This is a genomic window from Paraglaciecola sp. T6c (assembly GCF_000014225.1).
Classification (GTDB): Bacteria; Pseudomonadota; Gammaproteobacteria; order Enterobacterales; family Alteromonadaceae; genus Paraglaciecola; species Paraglaciecola atlantica_A.
Genome location: NC_008228.1, coordinates 652,277 through 669,351 on the forward strand (window position 1 = coordinate 652,277; position 17,075 = coordinate 669,351).

A 17,075-nucleotide genomic window follows, 5' to 3' on the forward strand; every position below is an offset into this window, starting at 1 on the left:
TGCGGCATGAGTCAGCAAGAGTATATTCAGTCAGCCCTGCGGGTGCTTGAAATTGAAGGTCAGGCAATCAAGCAGTTATCCCAATATATTGACGACAATTTTATTGCAGCATGCGAGCTCATGAAAAACTGCAAAGGCAAAGTGGTTGTTTGCGGTATGGGTAAATCTGGCCACATAGGGCATAAGATATCTGCGACATTAGCGAGTACGGGAACGCCTGCATTTTTTATGCACCCAGGGGAGGCAAATCACGGTGACCTAGGCATGCTTACAGAGCAAGATGTTCTGCTGGCGATTTCTAATTCAGGTGAAACATCTGAGCTATTGGCACTATTGCCTGTGGTGAAACGTCGTGGTATTGCCATTATTGCCATGTCGAATAACCCTGCTAGTTCGTTAGGTAAGCACGCCGACGTCAATTTGTGTATTAAAGTTGAAAAAGAAGCTTGTTCTCTAGGCTTGGCGCCCACGGCGAGCACCACGGCAACTTTAGTCATGGGAGATGCTCTGGCGGTGGCACTGTTAGATGCAAGAGGTTTCACGCCGGATGACTTTGCACTTTCTCATCCTGGAGGTGCGCTTGGGCGCAAGCTTTTACTTAAGCTTGATGACATCATGTGCCAAGGGGATCTGATGCCTTTGGTTGGCACGACCCAAACGATTAGCCAGGCACTACTTGAAATTTCGCGCAAAGGGCTAGGAATGGCGGGTATCGTTGGCGATGACGGGCGTTTGCTGGGTATTTTTACTGACGGTGATTTACGACGGGTACTGGATGCCAGAGTCGACATTCACACAGTCAGTATTGAAAGTGTTATGACTGCTAATTGTGTTACAGCATCTCAAGAAACCTTGGCTGCTGAGGTGTTAAACGTCATGCAGAAACGCAAAATCAGTTCACTGTTTATTGTTGATGACAATCACCTTCCGGTCGGTGCCATCAACATGCAAACCTTGTTATCAGCAGGAGTGATATAATGGGCGACGTTAATACGTTATATGGTGCTAAGTCATCTTCATTAATGGACAAGCTTTCCCGCATTAAATTACTGACTTGTGATGTAGATGGGGTGTTCTCTGACGGGCGCATATACATGGGCAATGACGGCGAAGAATTGAAAGCGTTTCATACTCGTGACGGTTTTGGAGTTAAAGCCTTATTAAACATTGGTGTGCACGTTGCGGTTATTACCGGACGTGAATCAAAAATAGTGCACAAACGCATGTCAGCGTTAGGGGTCGAGCATATTATTCAAGGTTGTGAACAGAAAAACGATGCGCTTTTGGCGTTGCAGCGCCAGTTAAATATAGGCAAAGACGCTACCGCATCCATCGGGGATGATATGCCCGACGTGGGAATGTTTACCTTGAGTAACGTCGCCGTAGCGACACACGATGCCCATCCATTTGTACAGAAACAAGCTCTGTATATTACCCAAATCAATGGGGGCTTTGGTGCTGTACGCGAAGTTTGCGACCTAATTTTGCACGCCAAAGGCAAGTTAAACAAAGTCAGTGGTAGTAGCGTATGAATCGAGTCACCCTCAGTATTGGGTTATTGTTTTTATTAGTCATCGCCATCAACTTACCCGACTGGCTAGCTGATGAGGACTTGATACCGCGAACTGAAACCGAATCTGCTTGGCAACCAAACTACCAAGCAAGTGAAATGCTAAGCACTCTATTTGATAAAGACGGCCGTTTGAGCCATCAGGTCTTTGCTACTAAAATGGAACACTTTGATTTGCTCGGTTTTACTTTATTCAAAGAGCCTCAATACACGATATTTGTTGCGTCACAGACTGCGCCTTGGCAGGTATCAGCCAAAGACGGTACTTTGTATGAAGACAATCGGATCCAATTAGAGAATAATGTCGAGATACGTAATCAAGATGAGCAAGGATTTGCTCGTAGCATTCGCACGGACTTCATCGAGATAAACTTGATCGATAAAACCATGGTGTCTGACCAACCAGTAAAAATATTTGGTCAGCACTATGTCATCAACAGTAACGGTTTTAAAGCCAATTTAACGACCCAACAATATGAGCTACTTGATCATGTGCAAACCATTTATCAACCTCAGCCTTAGCTTAGTTGCCTTAGCAACATTATCATTTTCCCCATTAAGCATGGCTGGCAAAGAAGATTTCACGCAAGCGATAAAAGTGGACTCGAAGTTTCAGTTCGGGGACGGTAAAACTAAAAAGTCTATCTTTCGAGAAGACGTGCACATCAATCAAGGTAGTTTGAATGTGTATGCCGATGAAGTAGAAGTCGACGCGAGTAAAGGCGAAGGTAACGAAGTTTTCATCGCGACGGGTAGCCCGGCTAAATACTCTCAACAACAAGAGCAAGGGGGCAGTATTGAGGCATCAGCCAATCGCATTGAATATCGCAGAGATTTACGCACACTAACCTTAGAAGGCGATGCACAGCTGAAGCAGAACAATAGCAGTGTAAAAGGTGAGTCGATAGTGTTTAACATGGAACTTGAACAAATTGTCGCGCAAGGAGAGAGCGAGAGTGAAAATAGCGGACGAGTTACGACTATTTTTCAACCAGCTAAGAAATCAGCGAGCAGTAAAAAGCAAACTGACGCGAAAAAGTCCAGTGATGCTGAAGTCAAACCAAAACAGGATGAAACTCCATAATGGCGACGTTAAAAGCCTCGCATTTGGCTAAATCCTATAAATCGCGTCAAGTTGTGCGTGATGTCAGTCTAGAAGTGTCCACTGGCCAGATTGTCGGTTTACTTGGTCCAAACGGTGCAGGTAAAACAACCACGTTTTATATGATTGTCGGTTTGGTTCCCTTAGATAAGGGAGAAATCAGTATTGATCAGCAAGATCTTACCCTACAGCCCATGCATATGCGCGCTCGTTTAGGGATTGGTTACTTACCCCAAGAAGCCTCTATTTTTCGAAAACTGACAGTCTATCAAAACTTGATGGCTATCTTGCAGACACGCAAAGAGCTCAGTGCAGAACAAAGAGAACAGCAAGCGGATTCATTACTCGATGAGTTCAATATAAATCATATTCGTAACAGTGCTGGTATGAGTTTGTCTGGAGGTGAACGCCGCCGGGTAGAAATAGCGCGGGCACTGGCAGCCGATCCAGAATTTATTCTGCTCGATGAGCCGTTTGCCGGTGTTGATCCTATTTCAGTTAATGATATTAAAAAAATTATTCAACATTTACGTGACCGTGGTATTGGTGTTTTGATAACCGACCACAATGTAAGAGAGACACTCGATGTGTGTGAGAAAGCTTACATTGTTAGTCATGGTGAACTCATCGCTTCTGGCACGGCAGAAGAAGTATTAAGTGATCAACGTGTAAGAGATGTATACCTAGGCGAACAATTCAGGCTATAGTTAAGCTGAAAAAGCCGCTCATTTTATCGAGATTATACTCAGGCGCTTGGTGAGACATTTACAGTCAATCGAATCAACCACAGCATATTTTTTAGTTTGCAACGGACAGAATAAAGAAGTAAATGAAACCCTCTTTACAATTAAAATTTAGTCAATCACTCACTATGACGCCACAGTTACAGCAAGCTATTCGTTTGTTGCAATTGTCTACGTTAGATTTACAGCAAGAAATTCAAGAAGCCTTGGATTCCAACCCGCTGTTGGAAGTTGAAGAGCCTACGGATCAGGAATCCGGCGATAGTGCGTTAAATGACAATTCCCTCGACCCGTCTTCTAAAGATACCAATGAAATAGTTGATACCAGCAGTGACAACTTAGACTCAAGTGAAGCGTTCGAGAAAAACGAAATCCCAGAAGACTTACCTACGGATACCACTTGGGATGAGTACATCAGCGCTTCTTCCGCACCTGCCTCTAGCATATCCAGTGGTGCCGGCGGTGATGACGAACAGATCTTTCAAGGCGAAACCACAGATAACATTCAAGATCATTTGCTGTGGCAAATGCGTTTAACCCATTTTAGTGATACCGATGTCGCGATTGCGACAGCGATCATTGATTCTATCGATGAGTCTGGTTATTTGACCATGAGCGCTGAAGACGTTCTGGCCAGCATGGATGATGAAGAAATAGAGCTCGATGAAGTGGAATGCGTACTTAAGCGTATTCAAATGTTCGACCCAATTGGGTCAGGCTCTCGTACACCACAAGAATGCTTGCTAGTGCAATTGCGTCAGTTTGCTCCTGATACACCCTGGTTAGAAGAAGCGAAGACCTTGATTGGGGACTATGCCGACCTTTTGGCAAGCAAGGATTACCGTACTTTGATGCGTAAATCTCGCCTTAAAGAGGATGATTTGCGTGAGGTCATGCGTTTACTTAAAACGCTCAATCCGCGTCCAGGCAGCGCCTTGATCAAAGGTGAAGCAGAATACGTTATACCTGATGTGTCAGTGAGTAAGAAAAATGGCCGTTGGACAGTAGAGCTTAACCCAGACAGCCTACCCAAATTGAACGTTAATCAACAGTATGCTGCAATGAGTCGTAGCGCGAAAAACACCAGTGATAGTCAATTTATTCGCTCACACATGCAAGAAGCCAAATGGTTTATTAAAAGTGTTGAGAGCCGAAACGATACCTTATTGAAAGTGTCAAACTGTATAGTACAGCAGCAAATGGGCTTCTTTGAACATGGGCCTGAGATGATGAAGCCTATGGTACTAAATGACGTAGCCGAAATGGTGGATATGCATGAATCTACAATTTCTCGTGTTACTACCCAAAAATATATGCATACCCCTAGAGGTATATTTGAGCTGAAATATTTCTTCTCGAGCCATGTTGCAACTGAGACAGGCGGAGAGTGCTCGTCAACGGCGATACGCGCATTGATTAAAAAGCTGGTCGCAGCTGAAAAACCAAGCAAGCCGTTAAGTGACAGCAAGATTGCTCAATTGTTGGCCGATCAAGGCATCATGGTCGCTCGGCGAACAATAGCAAAGTACCGGGAATCTCTGATGATACCCCCGTCGAACCAACGAAAAAGCCTATTGTAGGCTGATTAAAGAAGGAAGAGGCGATATGCAAATTAATATTACTGGTCACCATGTGGATGTAACCGATTCACTAAAAGATTATGTCGATACTAAATTTACCAAGCTCGAGCGACACTTCGATCAGATCAACAATGTTCACGTCATTCTCAATGTAGAAAAGCTCAACCAAAAAGCGGAAGCGACAATACATTTGAATGGGGCAGATGTATTTGCCACCATGGAACACAACGACATGTATGCGGCAATAGATGGCCTAATCGATAAACTCGATCGGCAAGTTATCAAGCATAAAGAAAAAGCTAAACGCCATTAACCCATCAGGTAAATAATGGAAATATCAAATATTCTTCACCCTGACTGCGTCGTATGCGCAGTTCAGGGGTCCAGCAAAAAGCGCATTTTAGAGCTTATTAGTCAATTGGCATCTGAGCACCTTGTTGAAGTAGACCAAGCGACCATTTTATCCAGTTTAGCGGGGCGCGAGAAAATGGGGTGTACGGGCATTGGTGGTGGTATAGCACTACCACATGGCCGTATAAAAGGGCTAGAGTCAGCCCTAGGCGTGCTTGTAACGTGCCAACCTCCGGTCCAGTATGACGCCATCGATAACATGCCAGTGGATATCTTCTTTGCTATTTTAGTACCAGAGGAAAAGGCCCAAGAGCACCTACAAACCTTGTCGGCGATAGCCAAAAAATTCGTTGATAAAGACATTTTAAATCGTTTGCGCAGTGCAACCACAGACCAAGAATTATTTCAGGTACTCAGTTAATTATGAAGCTTATTATCATCAGTGGGCGTTCAGGCTCAGGGAAGTCCATCGTTTTACGTTCACTGGAAGATTTAGGCTATTACTGCGTTGATAATATCCCCGTCAACTTATTGCCCACTTTGACCCATACCGTCGCTGACGAGTACGATCAGGTCGCGGTCAGCATTGACGTGCGAAATTTACCCAAAGATCCCAACGAATTGGTGGAAATACTCGACTACTTGCCGTCAACGTGGGAAATGACCATATTGTATTTGGATGCCAGCGATGACGTACTGATTAAGCGTTTCAGTGAAACCCGCCGCTTGCACCCGTTGTCTAAGCAAAACAAATCATTGTCTGGTGCTATTCAAGCAGAAAGCCAGTTATTGGCGCCGATAGCTGAACGTGCAGATTTATATATAGACACAGATCAATTATCAATTCACCAGCTGGCCGAATTGGTGCGCGAGCGAATATTAGGTAAAAAAAGCTCACGCTTAGTTTTGGTTTTTGAAAGCTTTGGTTTTAAACACGGTATTCCTAAAGATGCGGATTATGTATTTGATGCACGTTTCTTACCCAACCCGCACTGGGAGCCAGATTTAAAACCCCTTACTGGACTTGATTCCCCCGTCGAGATTTTTCTTGGCTCACAACCCATAGTCACTAAATTTATCTGGCAAATTCAGAATCTGATTTCTACTTGGTTGCCACATTTAGAACGTAATAATCGTAGTTATGTGACAATCGCCATCGGGTGTACTGGCGGTCAGCACCGCTCTGTGTACGTAGTGGAAATGTTAGCCAAAACATTTAGCACCTCGCACCCTGATGTGCAAATACGTCATCGCGAGTTAAACCGATGAGTGAGCGATTAGAAAAAACCCTACTCATAGTGAACAAGTTAGGGCTGCATGCCAGAGCGGCGACTCAATTGGTTAAGCTTGCGAATCAATTTGAAGCTGAAGTCACTATTGTTCAGGATGACAAAAGTGCCTCAGCAAGCAGTGTGCTGGGCCTAATGATGTTAGAGAGTTGCCAAGGCAAAGAAATTCAAGTGATATCTGAAGGGAAAGACGCGCGCCAAGCGATGGATGCTGTTGAAGAGCTTATTGTCGGAAAATTCAACGAAAGCGAGTAATCAGCCAGATTCAATGCAACGTGCACTTCAATTTAGACTTTTTCCACTCATCTCGACTTTCTACTCATTCACTATTTTTTTGAAACGCGCGGTTGGGTTATCAGCAACCCAATTGACTGCTTAATCCACCTAAACGCGCTTCAACCGCATATTCTTTGCTGCCCTTCATTTCTGGGAATATATTCAGACCGCTGCGACTTTCTACGTTATCAATCGTGACTTCTTTACTGCAGTAGTCATCGGCTCTCGCGCTATTTTGCTCCATGACATAGGCGGACGCTCTAACATAACCCGCTTGGTTTATTGTCGCGACAATTTTGAAGTAGCCAGAAGGAATAGTGTGGCTTTCATCTGCACCTGGAAGCGTAGCAAAAAAGCTTTCATATAGCGGGCCTGTTACTACATACACGGACTCTCCGCTGCGCGCTAAAACGCGCACTGCAGACTCTAATCGGACCCATGGCCCTTGATTCAAGTTAGAGCTTTGGGGGGTAATGTTTGATAGATAGTTTGTACTGCGCCAATCAGCGGTATTGCTCACACTTGCCAATGGAACTTGGTGTCCTCGATCGGTACGAATGAGAGCGTGAGCATCTTTATAGTCAGCGGCTTCTAGCGTGTGCTCGCGCTTTAAGTTTGGATCAGAGCGCCAACTGCGTGAACGACTCGGACCATCTATCGTTTGCATGGTCACTTTATATGCGGCCCAATCGGCAAACTTCGTTTGCTGATTATTGCTTATGGTGTAAATGGCGCGCTCAAGTAAGTCATTGCTGTCAGGAGCACCTGTCGGGCAGCCTAAAGAGCTACACACATTGGCGTATCCGGCATTACAGACAAATGCCAGTATTAATACAAAGTAGGACTTCATTAACGTTACTCGGGTTAAACTCTACACGGACATCAGTGCGTAGATCATACCTCAAGAGCGCAATAAAACCGTTACACTTATATGAAATTATTCAGTGAATTTAATGGCTTAATAATATTGATGGCAGGAGTCAGTTCACCAATAACACCAATGCTTTTGCTGCTGAGCTTGTAAGAAGTGTTCGGCCTCTGTGCCTTGCAATAATGCCATGGTTGCTAACATGCCGGATTGAATACAAAAGTCAGTGGCTACGGTCACAGAGCGGGGGGCCCCAGAAACTGGATAACCGGTTTTGGGGCTCAATATATGACTATAGCGAACACCGTTGTGGACAATAAAGCGCCGTGTATCTCCGCTGGTGGCTAACCCACCGGACGCTATCTTCACTAACGCGCTTTTAGCTGAATCACCCTTGACGTGAGGGCGTTCAATACCTACTTGCCAATACGCCTCATGGTGCCTTGGTTGGGTAACTTGAATATCCCCGCCAAAATTAACCAACACAGAGGTATCCGGTGCCAATTGCATACACAATTTGGCCGCTGAATCCACAGCATATTCTTTACCAATGCCGCCAAAATCTAACTCGAACCCTCTGGGTAGGCGAATCTGTTGCTGAGTAAATTGCACATTTTGCCAGCCAATGTATTGCAATACTTCGCTGACGTGCTCCGAACGTGGAAATTGACCTTTCCCGGTGAAATCCCATATCTTTCGTAGTACGCCAGACGTTAAATCAAACATGCCATCGCTTAGTTCGAAACACGTTTGCCCGAAGGCGAGCAATCGATGTGTTTCTTGATCTATATCGACCCATTTTCCATGGCTATTGTTTATCTGATGAACTAGGTTGCCAACAATATAGCGACTGTACTTTTGCTCGATCCGTTTCGTTTGCAAGACAACTTCTTGTAGTAAGCGATTGGCGAGCAATTGATTCGGGGTTTCAATAAGCAATTCACATGGACTGGCCATGCAAAAGAAGTGACCATGGTAATAGTCACTTTTAGCTATTAGGGCGGGAGCTTGACTCAAGGTTGTCCTACTTAGTTATGCGTTGATTTTTGGTGGGTGAATTCGCTATACATCCTACGCCAATATACCTTGAGCCAATCTCATATCAAAAGCTATAGCTAACCTGAGCAATAATGGCATCGATACTTGGGTAAAGATCTAGGCCTTGCAAAGCGCCTGGTCCATCGAACCCCGCATTTTTTGGACTTTGCTGATAATATTCCAGTCGAACCGCCCACTCGCGACCATTATCTAAGGCTTGTCCATACTTAAGGCCAATGGTGTACGCGGTCATTTCACCTAAACGATAATCTGCGCTGGCCACTGACGGTAGCAGTGAGCCTGCAAGCAAAAATGGCTGATAGAAATCTGCGGCGCTCTGCTGATAATAACGAAAGTGCGGTTGGATATAGCTGTTATCGGTTAGCTTCACTCTGAACCTGGAGTCCAGTGTATGCGAGTCAATATCCCAGTCATCGGTCGCATAACGATAAGAGACATCGGCAATACCGTAATCTGAGGCGTATTTGGTTTGCCAGTAGACACTTTGTTTAGTGCGCTTATCTGGTCGATTCTCGTGCAAAATATCCTGAGTAACACCTTCAGTGTTGATCACACTTAATAATTTGTACGGGTCAGTGAGGTAACCATCAGCAACAGAATAACTGTAGTTAAATTGCATTAACATACGGCGATTGATTACCTGAGTCACACTCAAAAGTAAATCTACCGTATTTTTATCTTTGCTATCCGCGGTTCTGGTAGCATTAAATGCCGTTTCAAATGCGCTTTCATCGCTAAATTGACCGTTGTTGACCACCATTGTGGAAAATCCGATCGGCGCTTCGCCAACAGGATCAATGCTGTCGTATTGGTAAGACACACCGGCAGAAAGGGTGGTGTTTTTTTGATTAAAGTCACGGGCCAGTGAGCCATTAACACCCAAGGATAAATAATCATACTCTTTTGAGAGATGCACGCCTGTGCTACCTGTTATGTTCTCCCATAGGGGCTGGGTCCACTGGGCACTGAGCTGAACGCGGGTATCTTTAAAGGTATCATCTAACGGCGTTTCACCAGCATTGACCACGTACTGACCGTTGCCAGATGGGCGAGTGAAGGTTTGTACGCCTTGTTGGGCGACAGCGCCTGATGCTGAGGCGCCTGTGAGAGTATCGATGGCTATTTTGCCATTGAATATGTGTTCGTCGCCGAAATCTTTATTAGCGTTAAACACTCCCTCACCTAACTGCACTCTGTCGGTTTCACCGTAATAGAGTATGGCGGTGTCGAACTGCCATTCGCTAGCTTGTGTGTTTTCTTGGGCTTGTACACCTGAATTGAGCAGTGCGCAGGCGGCAGCAGCCAGAGACACGCTGATGTTATTATTTTTAGTTAGTTGCATCCGCAGCCTCCACCAGCAAAGGAGCGACCACCGCTTGTGGCTTCTTTGCTGAAGTAAATATGATCGTCTAACCCGATATCTATTCCCTCGGCATCCAAGGCCATTTCATCTTTTGCCAATAGGTCTCGTTGCCATGGTTTAACCCCTAGATCCGCACAGCCGTTTAGGGTGAAACTTGCCACCAGAGTCGCGGCCAAAATCAGGCGCTTTTTAGTTAATTGAATCAGCATGTTACTACTCCGTTTCTTGTAATAGGGTGACGAGCTGTTGCTCGTAAGCAGATGCTTTTGCATTAAAAAAACCTTTGTGGCTAAAGCGAATGCTGCCGTCTCTAGCGACTAAATAACTGCTAGGCATACCGATGAGATCATAGCGCTGTGCAATTTCAGCTTCTGGGTCGAGTACGATGGGGAAATTAGCCGGAATTTTCTGTAAAAATGCTGTGACTAGTTGAGGTTCTGTATCTAGATTCACCGCGACAACCACTAAACCCTGTTCAGCATATTTGTGCTGCATGTCGTTCATCCATGGAAAAGATTGGCGGCAGGGTTTACACCATGACGCCCAAAAATCCACATAAACCACTTTGCCTTTAAGATCGCTCAGATGCACCGCCCCAGAGCGCGTCATATAGCTAAAATCTGGAGCGACGGTTGCATAGCCACTGCTGGAATAGCAGGTAAGGTACAAAACGAAAATAGATATGAAATTACGCATATTAAGCCGATAAAATAGAGAGAGAGCGTTAACCATAAAGTGTGAAACTTAAGAAACTCTTAATACGGGGAATTAATCCAGACTAAGCGGTTTGTCATATGGTGAGTTAGTGCGACATCGCCGTTGGCTAGCGCCGACAGCCAGCAAAGCGCCGACAGCTAGTAAAGTGCTCACAGCTAGTAAAGTGCAGAAGGCATAGTTATTATGCAGGTTGTTGAAACCTAAAGTGAAAATAACATCCAATGAAACCGTTATTGTATTTTGCGCTTTGCGCCTTGTTTGCAAGCTCGTCCTCCCTGCTAGTACACGCAGCCCCTCTATCGACTGAAGATTCAGCGCCTAATACGTTAATTGGCACAGGGGCATTGACTCACATTATTGCTCTGGCAGATGACAAGAAGGGTATTGGGGCGAGGCCAGCAGGCTCAAAACAAGAACACCAAGCTGCGCAGTATATTTTTCAGCAATTACAAAGAGTGGGGCTTAAAGCCGAGCAACAAACATTTGCCATTGAGGTAAACGAGAAACAGGCTACGTCGATAAATATCAGTGCCGTGATCCCTGGGAAGTCGAAAAAAAGAATAGTAATAGGCGCGCATTTTGACTCCACAGGTGTTGAACAAGGTAGTTTAGGCGCAACGGATAATGCCAGTGGCGTAGCGGTATTGTTGGCAGTAAGCGAACAATTAGTGCAAATGAAAGCGCTTCCTTATAGCGTCCAAGTGGTATTTTTCGGTAGTGAAGAGATCGGTAAGTTAGGCTCTAACTATTTTGTTCGCGCTATGCCTAAAGCTGAGCTGAACAATATTATTGCAATGCTAAATTTAGACACCGTCATAGGTGGCGATGTGTTGTATGTGCATAGTAGTTCACCCACTGATTTTAGTTGTAAGAAAATCGAAAACGCTAAGCTAAACACCAGTGGTGTATTTAGAGATGCACTTTTGGCTTATGGCGCATCGCAGCCCTCATTGCCTGCTCGATTTGAATTACATGAAGATTCAGAGGTCTTTGCAGCAGGTCAGACCGGAGATTGGTCAGATCATCAAGCATTTGCCTGTAACAATATCCCTATTGCGTACATCGAAGCGACGAATATGGACATTAATGGGCGAGGGGGAAAAGATGGTTACTCTCAATCCATTGAAGCGCAGTTCTGGACATGTTACTCAGGGAAAAAGATAGGCAGCTGTGACCCGGATAACGAAAAAAAATGGGGAGAAATTTGGCATACCCAATTTGACCGCTTAGACCGACTTTCTCCCGTTTTTAATACGCGTATGATGGAACAACTTAAAGCCAACATCACTCTTATCGTGGGAGCGCTTAACGATCCTAACACCATGGCGAAGTTGGGTAAATGAGCCGGCGCTGCCACGAAGGGATTGCTTTCAAATTCGGGCTAATTCCGAATGTAATAGAATGAAGTGTTTGAGGAAAATACAAGTGTAAATCTATTCTTTATTGGGCTTTTTCTCGGGGGTCTTATTAGTTTTCATTAGCTTGTTCTTCATGTCGATGACTTTGCCTACGCCTGAACCTAATTTCATTAACGTGCCTAAGGTATCTGGGTTCATTTGCTGTAACTCGCTGGTCCATTTACTGATGGTTTCAAGTAAATCGTGTATTTCCTGTAACCTCTGTTGCGCGTATATCTCTTCTTTATTTTCAGGCGTTTCAAGCATAATACCGCGCAGCAAAGTCAGTGTTGGGTCCATTTCTCGTTTACGTCGTTCTTCAAACACCCGATTGGCCATTTCCCAAATAGTACCTGCACCTTGGTAATATTCTTTGCGGTCCCCAGGGATGTGATGTTGCTTAATTAACTGCCATGATTGTAATTCTTTTAAGCCCATACTGACATTTCCGCGGGATACGCTGAGCGCTTCTGCGATTTGGTTTGCACTTAAGGGCGTTTCACTGATGACCAGCAACGCATACATTTGTCCAACGGTACGATTGAAACCCCAGCGGCTGCCCATTTCGCCAAAGTGCATGACGAAGGATTCGATCATAGGTGTCATTTGCATAAAGTATCTTATATATAGAAGTTTCAGTAATTATTGAAATTTAAACCTGCGCTGATGCTTTGTCAAACACCTTTGTCGCTGGATAAGGGGCTCATCACAAACACTATTTTCTACTATTGGGACTGATTTAGTGCATCTATCCCCTATTTTTTTGCCGTAAATTAAATCGAATTAGTTGTTAGTTCAGTATGATACCTAGGGCCTGTTGAGCATTTAGGATCGTAATTCGTTCAATCTATCCTTGAAAGGATCCTTCGAGCAGCACATGTTTAGCATTTATGCTGCGTTGTCGTCTATTTATTGGGGATAGTCGAACTACTTAACCTGAGTTCTGGATAAGACGTGTCAGTCCAATGGGATTTAAACCTATAATTCAATGGCTTATCCAGTATTCAGGTTACTTAAACTCTGGTGTGTATGAAAACATTGAGCGGCAACGTTAAGCTGGAAAGATAAACAGACCCTTGTTGAGCCATAAACTAATTTTATAAGGACACCATTTATGCAATTAAAATCGTCATTACTCACTTTCTTCAGGGGGTTGCCAAAGTCTGGGTACAGGCTAGCGATTCTCTTGTTTGTCGTGCTTTTAAATGCTTGTACTTCTTTACCTGAAGGTATTAAACCGGTGAAAGATTTTGAGTTGCAACGTTATCTGGGCAAGTGGTACGAAATCGCACGCCATGATCACTCATTTGAACGAGGCTTGGAACAAGTAACAGCACAATACAGTATGCGAGATGATGGCGGTGTGAAAGTCATTAATCGTGGTTTCAACCCAGAAGAGCAGGAGTGGGACGAAGCCATTGGCAAAGCTTATTTTGTTGGCGAGCAAAACACCGGTCATTTGAAGGTGTCTTTTTTTGGACCTTTTTATGCAAGTTATGTGATCTTTTCGTTAGACATTGATGACTACGGTTATGCGATGATCACTGGACCTAACAGAGATTACTTTTGGATCTTGGCCCGTCAACCTGAGCTTGAGGATGATGTGCTGCAACGCTTGCTGACTAAGGCACGCGATGCAGGCTTTGATACTGAAAAGTTAATTTTCGTCAACCAGTGAAAGCAATGGCTAAGTGATTAATGTTTTTTGAAATGTTCGCCTCTTAGGCAGGGTCTTTTACCAATAGATACATGAAGTAACAGGAACCCTATGTTTAGCGACAATCAGGCACTTAATAGTCACTTAGAGACAGTAGAGCAAGCAAAAACGTTTTTAAAACATATCTCAGATCATGCCTATCAAGACGTCATGGCGCCCCATGTGGTCAGCAGTGCAGGTGCTCATATGCGGCATGTGATTGACCACTACTTGGCGCTCAAACAAGGAATAGAAAAAGGGGTTGTGGATTATAACTTACGCCATCGTGAGTCTGATGTCGCTCATTCAACTGCTTCGGCCTTACAAGCGTGGAATAGAATTGAGCATTGGTTATTTGATGTCTATCAATCTGATATGCATGCAAAGCTGACGGTGTTGAGTGAAACGTCAGTCAAGCAAACGTATGTGAATGAGGTTAACTCTACCCTTGGGCGTGAATTAGCTTTTGTGTCAAGCCATGCTATTCATCATTTTTCTTTGCTGGCGATAATTGCGTCGCTGCAAGGGCAAACTACTCATGCGCTTTTTGGGGTGGCTCCCTCAACGGCAACCTACCAAAGAGCACAAGCTTAAGTCATCAGTAAATTTGGTGTTTTTATATTTTTTGTGGATAATAGCGCCAAATTTAGCTTGGTTATCTATGAAACGTATATTGTTTTTAGGTTCAAGCATGGCATTAGTTAATAAAGGAACGCACCATGAGTGGCTTACCAAATTGTACTGCGTGTAACTCTGAATACACCTATGAAGATGGAAATATGTATGTTTGCCCTGAGTGCGGACATGAGTGGGCGCAGGGTGAAGACGCGTCTGAAGACGATACGCCAGTTATCCGCGACTCAAACGGTAATACACTCGTGGACGGTGATACCGTAACGGTCATCAAGGATCTGAAAGTAAAAGGCTCATCGCTGGTGGTGAAAGTGGGCACTAAAGTGAAAAATATTCGTCTGGTTGATGGCGATCACGACATCGACTGCAAAATTGACGGTGTTGGTGCTATGAAACTTAAGTCTGAGTTTGTGAAAAAAGTTTAAGTCATTTTAATCACAAGTGTGTGATCGCGTAAAATAGCTGATCGCACGATGACGAATAGCGCTCTATTTCTAACTGGGCGCTATCACTTCTTCGTTTCATTGATTTTCTTGATGGCATTTATACGCCTTCCAGCCATCCCCTAAATACAGCCTGCCTAATTTTTCTGGGGCTTTAGCAAGCTCAACGCTGAGTAACAAACCCGGGGTGTGGTTAAAGTTGCTGTCTATCCCCAAACAATGAAATTTAGCGCCAAGCTTTTGATAATGCTTAAGCAGAATGGGGACATCTTTACCATCACTTTCAATACCTGCTAACAGACTGGTTAAGTGTTTTTTCAATGGATACTGCTTAGCAAAGTCTGCTATTTCAGGTGGTACAGAGAAGCCCAATTGAGTGCGGGCTGTTGCGTTACGCGTCGGTGTGACCAAAGCATGCTCAATGAGACTGACACTGCGTGGGTCGTACAACTTACTTAATGAGACGGTGCCGTACAAAGTACGATATTGAGGGAATTGACAAACAAAGCGTCCTATTCCTCGCCAAAGTAGTAACAAACCCTGAAAGCTGTTTTGGTATTCTGGGATTAAAAAAGAGCGCCCCATTTCTAAACAAGGCGCCTGGCGGTTAATGAAATCAGCTGAGAAATTAAACATCGCGCTCAAATAGAAAGGGTCAATATTCAACGAAGCATTTGCTAATAAACGGTCCGACTGGCCCATTCGATAGGCGCCGATGATTCGACCTAAATCGCGCTCAACGATGAACAAATGGGTGTAGGTTTTGTCAAAATCATCTGTGTCTAACGAGTTTCCGCTACCTTCATCATGTTCACGAAAAACCAGTTCGCGCAATCTGGCTATTTCTTTGACGGTTTGCGGTATTTGCTCATAGTAGGCGTAGTACACGTCTAAATTGCGATAACTCAGTAACGTTTGACTTTCATCAAGCTGGGCGAGCTCAGTATTGATGACAGAGCCCGGCACTTGGGATATTAAAGGTTGCATTGCTACCACGTTAGAAGCGGGCCAAGTGTGTCGCCAAGTCGGATCTTGGGTGTAACTTTGAATACGTTGCAGCGCTGACAATTCGATATCATCTGTATTTGCGGCAAAAGCGTTAGCGGGGACGCAAGTCGCCGCAGATATTTTAATGCTCGTATCGCGTTTATTTAATAACTCTCTGGGAAGCATAAGCATTCTCAGGCGGTAGTACACTCTTCCAAGATGGTAAAACAGTGGGCTATTTTCACCACTTACAAACAGCGCTAAGTACTGGGCTCCAGTGCGAGTCACTAAGTTGGCAACAATACGATTCCATTGGTGCTCACTAATGCGTTTTTTGTCAGCTTGATAGTAAGACACTCGCCCTGCTGGGAAAATCAGTAATGCGCCGCCTTGCTTCACGTGGCGCAAGCTCTCACGCAAAGAGGGGGCGTTTTTAGGATCGCGTTCAGAAAGCGGGTTAGTGAAAATAAAATAATCTTTTAACTCAGTGAAAAGGGCGAGACCTTGATTGGCTAATACTTTCAGATCAGGCCGAATCTGGCCTATAACGTAAGCTAAAATCACCCCCTCAATTCCGCCAAAGGGGTGATTGCTGGCGATAACAAGTGGGCCGTTTTGAGGAACTTTTTTTTGTAAAACGTCAGTGCCTTCTACTGTTACATTGAGCGCCTCAAGTAGTGCTTTGGCGAACGCTTCTTTGTTCAAGCCAGTTAAATGATGTTCGCGATATAAATGATCCAACCGATGGATGGCCAGTAGTTTGTCCAACAAACCCATTACACCGGTTAAAATGGCAGTTTGTTTTTCTTGGGGAACAAGATTCAGTAAGGTGATGGCTGTGGTCATGGGCGGTCCGAGGTCAATAGCTTAGGGCTGCGACACGTTTTACGTGCACTGGTTTTAATACTAGACCGTTATCAAGAGGTTTATTATTCAGCGACGTTAGGAATATCTTGGCTATTATATCCAAGCGCAAATTGCGGCATACTATGTAAGAACAA

General features: G+C 44.4%; 21 protein-coding genes. 14 read left to right on the forward strand and 7 right to left on the reverse strand.

Annotated elements, in window-relative coordinates:
• Positions 1-6 precede the first annotated feature (6 nt).
• The 10 genes from PATL_RS02895 to PATL_RS02940 all read left to right on the forward strand — a co-directional run bounded on the left by PATL_RS02895 (position 7) and on the right by PATL_RS02940 (position 6,890).
• A complete protein-coding gene (locus PATL_RS02895) occupies positions 7-978 on the forward strand; it encodes a KpsF/GutQ family sugar-phosphate isomerase (RefSeq protein ID WP_011573472.1) in 972 nt (323 codons plus the stop codon).
• Positions 978-1,532 (forward strand): 3-deoxy-manno-octulosonate-8-phosphatase KdsC, encoded by a 555-nt coding sequence (kdsC, locus tag PATL_RS02900; RefSeq protein WP_011573473.1) that lies wholly within the window; start codon positions 978-980, stop codon positions 1,530-1,532. The genes PATL_RS02895 and kdsC overlap by 1 nt, the downstream gene beginning before the upstream one ends.
• The gene (gene lptC, locus PATL_RS02905) at positions 1,529-2,092 is read left to right on the forward strand and encodes an LPS export ABC transporter periplasmic protein LptC (RefSeq protein ID WP_011573474.1); all 564 of its coding nucleotides are present in this window, start codon (positions 1,529-1,531) and stop codon (positions 2,090-2,092) included. Before kdsC ends, lptC begins: the two co-directional genes overlap by 4 nt.
• Positions 2,093-2,132: 40 nt before the next feature.
• Positions 2,133-2,654, forward strand: a complete 522-nt coding sequence (gene lptA, locus PATL_RS02910) for a lipopolysaccharide transport periplasmic protein LptA (protein ID WP_011573475.1) — start codon at positions 2,133-2,135, stop codon at positions 2,652-2,654.
• Complete coding sequence (gene lptB / locus PATL_RS02915) at positions 2,654-3,379, forward strand: LPS export ABC transporter ATP-binding protein (RefSeq protein ID WP_011573476.1); 726 nt, start codon at positions 2,654-2,656, stop codon at positions 3,377-3,379. Before lptA ends, lptB begins: the two co-directional genes overlap by 1 nt.
• 122 nt (positions 3,380-3,501) lie before the next feature.
• Positions 3,502-4,995: an RNA polymerase factor sigma-54 gene (locus PATL_RS02920; RefSeq protein ID WP_011573477.1), complete on the forward strand. Its 1,494-nt coding sequence runs from the start codon at positions 3,502-3,504 to the stop codon at positions 4,993-4,995.
• Positions 4,996-5,020: 25 nt separating this feature from the next.
• Positions 5,021-5,308 carry a ribosome hibernation promoting factor gene (hpf, locus tag PATL_RS02925; protein ID WP_006992775.1) on the forward strand — a complete coding sequence of 96 codons (288 nt, stop codon included), beginning with the start codon at positions 5,021-5,023 and terminating at the stop codon, positions 5,306-5,308.
• Positions 5,309-5,323: 15 nt separating this feature from the next.
• Positions 5,324-5,767 (forward strand): PTS IIA-like nitrogen regulatory protein PtsN, encoded by a 444-nt coding sequence (ptsN, locus tag PATL_RS02930; RefSeq protein WP_006992776.1) that lies wholly within the window; start codon positions 5,324-5,326, stop codon positions 5,765-5,767.
• Positions 5,768-5,769: 2 nt separating this feature from the next.
• Positions 5,770-6,615, forward strand: a complete 846-nt coding sequence (gene rapZ, locus PATL_RS02935; protein WP_006992777.1) for an RNase adapter RapZ — start codon at positions 5,770-5,772, stop codon at positions 6,613-6,615.
• Positions 6,612-6,890, forward strand: coding sequence for an HPr family phosphocarrier protein (locus tag PATL_RS02940; protein ID WP_011573478.1), 279 nt, complete (start codon positions 6,612-6,614; stop codon positions 6,888-6,890). Before rapZ ends, PATL_RS02940 begins: the two co-directional genes overlap by 4 nt.
• A 100-nt stretch (positions 6,891-6,990) precedes the next feature.
• Here the strand turns inward: PATL_RS02940 and PATL_RS02945 are convergent, their stop codons facing one another.
• From PATL_RS02945 to PATL_RS02965, 5 genes are all read right to left on the reverse strand, one after another.
• Positions 6,991-7,761, reverse strand: coding sequence for a DNA/RNA non-specific endonuclease (locus tag PATL_RS02945; RefSeq protein WP_011573479.1), 771 nt, complete (start codon positions 7,759-7,761; stop codon positions 6,991-6,993).
• 135 nt (positions 7,762-7,896) lie between these two features.
• Entirely contained in the window at positions 7,897-8,736 is an 840-nt protein-coding gene (locus tag PATL_RS02950) for an FAD:protein FMN transferase (RefSeq protein ID WP_011573480.1), read from the reverse strand.
• A gap of 145 nt (positions 8,737-8,881) precedes the next feature.
• Entirely contained in the window at positions 8,882-10,180 is a 1,299-nt protein-coding gene (locus tag PATL_RS02955; RefSeq protein ID WP_011573481.1) for a DUF3570 domain-containing protein, read from the reverse strand.
• Entirely contained in the window at positions 10,171-10,410 is a 240-nt protein-coding gene (locus tag PATL_RS02960; protein ID WP_006992782.1) for a DUF4266 domain-containing protein, read from the reverse strand. The genes PATL_RS02955 and PATL_RS02960 overlap by 10 nt, the downstream gene beginning before the upstream one ends.
• A gap of 4 nt (positions 10,411-10,414) precedes the next feature.
• Positions 10,415-10,897: a TlpA disulfide reductase family protein gene (locus tag PATL_RS02965; protein WP_157043386.1), complete on the reverse strand. Its 483-nt coding sequence runs from the start codon at positions 10,895-10,897 to the stop codon at positions 10,415-10,417.
• Between the two features lie 242 nt (positions 10,898-11,139).
• Between PATL_RS02965 and PATL_RS02970 the strand changes: the two genes are divergently transcribed.
• A complete protein-coding gene (locus tag PATL_RS02970) occupies positions 11,140-12,261 on the forward strand; it encodes a M28 family metallopeptidase (protein WP_011573483.1) in 1,122 nt (373 codons plus the stop codon).
• Between the two features lie 90 nt (positions 12,262-12,351).
• Here the strand turns inward: PATL_RS02970 and PATL_RS02975 are convergent, their stop codons facing one another.
• Positions 12,352-12,927: a GbsR/MarR family transcriptional regulator gene (locus PATL_RS02975; RefSeq protein WP_011573484.1), complete on the reverse strand. Its 576-nt coding sequence runs from the start codon at positions 12,925-12,927 to the stop codon at positions 12,352-12,354.
• Positions 12,928-13,429: 502 nt separating this feature from the next.
• Between PATL_RS02975 and PATL_RS02980 the strand changes: the two genes are divergently transcribed.
• The 3 genes from PATL_RS02980 (at position 13,430) to PATL_RS02990 (ending at position 15,069) form a co-directional block, all read left to right on the forward strand.
• Positions 13,430-13,993 carry a lipocalin family protein gene (locus tag PATL_RS02980; protein WP_011573485.1) on the forward strand — a complete coding sequence of 188 codons (564 nt, stop codon included), beginning with the start codon at positions 13,430-13,432 and terminating at the stop codon, positions 13,991-13,993.
• A 90-nt stretch (positions 13,994-14,083) separates the two neighbouring features.
• Positions 14,084-14,605, forward strand: coding sequence for a hypothetical protein (locus PATL_RS02985; protein WP_011573486.1), 522 nt, complete (start codon positions 14,084-14,086; stop codon positions 14,603-14,605).
• Between the two features lie 125 nt (positions 14,606-14,730).
• Entirely contained in the window at positions 14,731-15,069 is a 339-nt protein-coding gene (locus PATL_RS02990; protein ID WP_006992790.1) for a zinc ribbon domain-containing protein YjdM, read from the forward strand.
• Positions 15,070-15,165: 96 nt separating this feature from the next.
• Here PATL_RS02990 and PATL_RS02995 read toward each other — a convergent pair whose 3' ends face one another.
• A complete protein-coding gene (locus PATL_RS02995; RefSeq protein WP_011573487.1) occupies positions 15,166-16,920 on the reverse strand; it encodes a lysophospholipid acyltransferase family protein in 1,755 nt (584 codons plus the stop codon).
• Positions 16,921-17,075 lie beyond the last annotated feature (155 nt).

Excerpts from the sequence above, each read along its gene's own strand:
- PATL_RS02895 (WP_011573472.1), top strand. The coding sequence starts at position 7 with ATGAGTCAGCAAGAGTATATTCAGTCAGCCCTGCGGGTGCTTGAAATT.
- kdsC (WP_011573473.1), top strand. The coding sequence starts at position 978 with ATGGGCGACGTTAATACGTTATATGGTGCTAAGTCATCTTCATTAATG.
- lptC (WP_011573474.1), top strand. The coding sequence starts at position 1,529 with ATGAATCGAGTCACCCTCAGTATTGGGTTATTGTTTTTATTAGTCATC.
- lptA (WP_011573475.1), top strand. The coding sequence starts at position 2,133 with ATGGCTGGCAAAGAAGATTTCACGCAAGCGATAAAAGTGGACTCGAAG.
- lptB (WP_011573476.1), top strand. The coding sequence starts at position 2,654 with ATGGCGACGTTAAAAGCCTCGCATTTGGCTAAATCCTATAAATCGCGT.
- PATL_RS02920 (WP_011573477.1), top strand. The coding sequence starts at position 3,502 with ATGAAACCCTCTTTACAATTAAAATTTAGTCAATCACTCACTATGACG.
- hpf (WP_006992775.1), top strand. The coding sequence starts at position 5,021 with ATGCAAATTAATATTACTGGTCACCATGTGGATGTAACCGATTCACTA.
- ptsN (WP_006992776.1), top strand. The coding sequence starts at position 5,324 with ATGGAAATATCAAATATTCTTCACCCTGACTGCGTCGTATGCGCAGTT.
- rapZ (WP_006992777.1), top strand. The coding sequence starts at position 5,770 with ATGAAGCTTATTATCATCAGTGGGCGTTCAGGCTCAGGGAAGTCCATC.
- PATL_RS02940 (WP_011573478.1), top strand. The coding sequence starts at position 6,612 with ATGAGTGAGCGATTAGAAAAAACCCTACTCATAGTGAACAAGTTAGGG.
- PATL_RS02945 (WP_011573479.1), bottom strand. The coding sequence starts at position 7,761 with ATGAAGTCCTACTTTGTATTAATACTGGCATTTGTCTGTAATGCCGGA.
- PATL_RS02950 (WP_011573480.1), bottom strand. The coding sequence starts at position 8,736 with ATGGCCAGTCCATGTGAATTGCTTATTGAAACCCCGAATCAATTGCTC.
- PATL_RS02955 (WP_011573481.1), bottom strand. The coding sequence starts at position 10,180 with ATGCAACTAACTAAAAATAATAACATCAGCGTGTCTCTGGCTGCTGCC.
- PATL_RS02960 (WP_006992782.1), bottom strand. The coding sequence starts at position 10,410 with ATGCTGATTCAATTAACTAAAAAGCGCCTGATTTTGGCCGCGACTCTG.
- PATL_RS02965 (WP_157043386.1), bottom strand. The coding sequence starts at position 10,897 with ATGCGTAATTTCATATCTATTTTCGTTTTGTACCTTACCTGCTATTCC.
- PATL_RS02970 (WP_011573483.1), top strand. The coding sequence starts at position 11,140 with ATGAAACCGTTATTGTATTTTGCGCTTTGCGCCTTGTTTGCAAGCTCG.
- PATL_RS02975 (WP_011573484.1), bottom strand. The coding sequence starts at position 12,927 with ATGCAAATGACACCTATGATCGAATCCTTCGTCATGCACTTTGGCGAA.
- PATL_RS02980 (WP_011573485.1), top strand. The coding sequence starts at position 13,430 with ATGCAATTAAAATCGTCATTACTCACTTTCTTCAGGGGGTTGCCAAAG.
- PATL_RS02985 (WP_011573486.1), top strand. The coding sequence starts at position 14,084 with ATGTTTAGCGACAATCAGGCACTTAATAGTCACTTAGAGACAGTAGAG.
- PATL_RS02990 (WP_006992790.1), top strand. The coding sequence starts at position 14,731 with ATGAGTGGCTTACCAAATTGTACTGCGTGTAACTCTGAATACACCTAT.
- PATL_RS02995 (WP_011573487.1), bottom strand. The coding sequence starts at position 16,920 with ATGACCACAGCCATCACCTTACTGAATCTTGTTCCCCAAGAAAAACAA.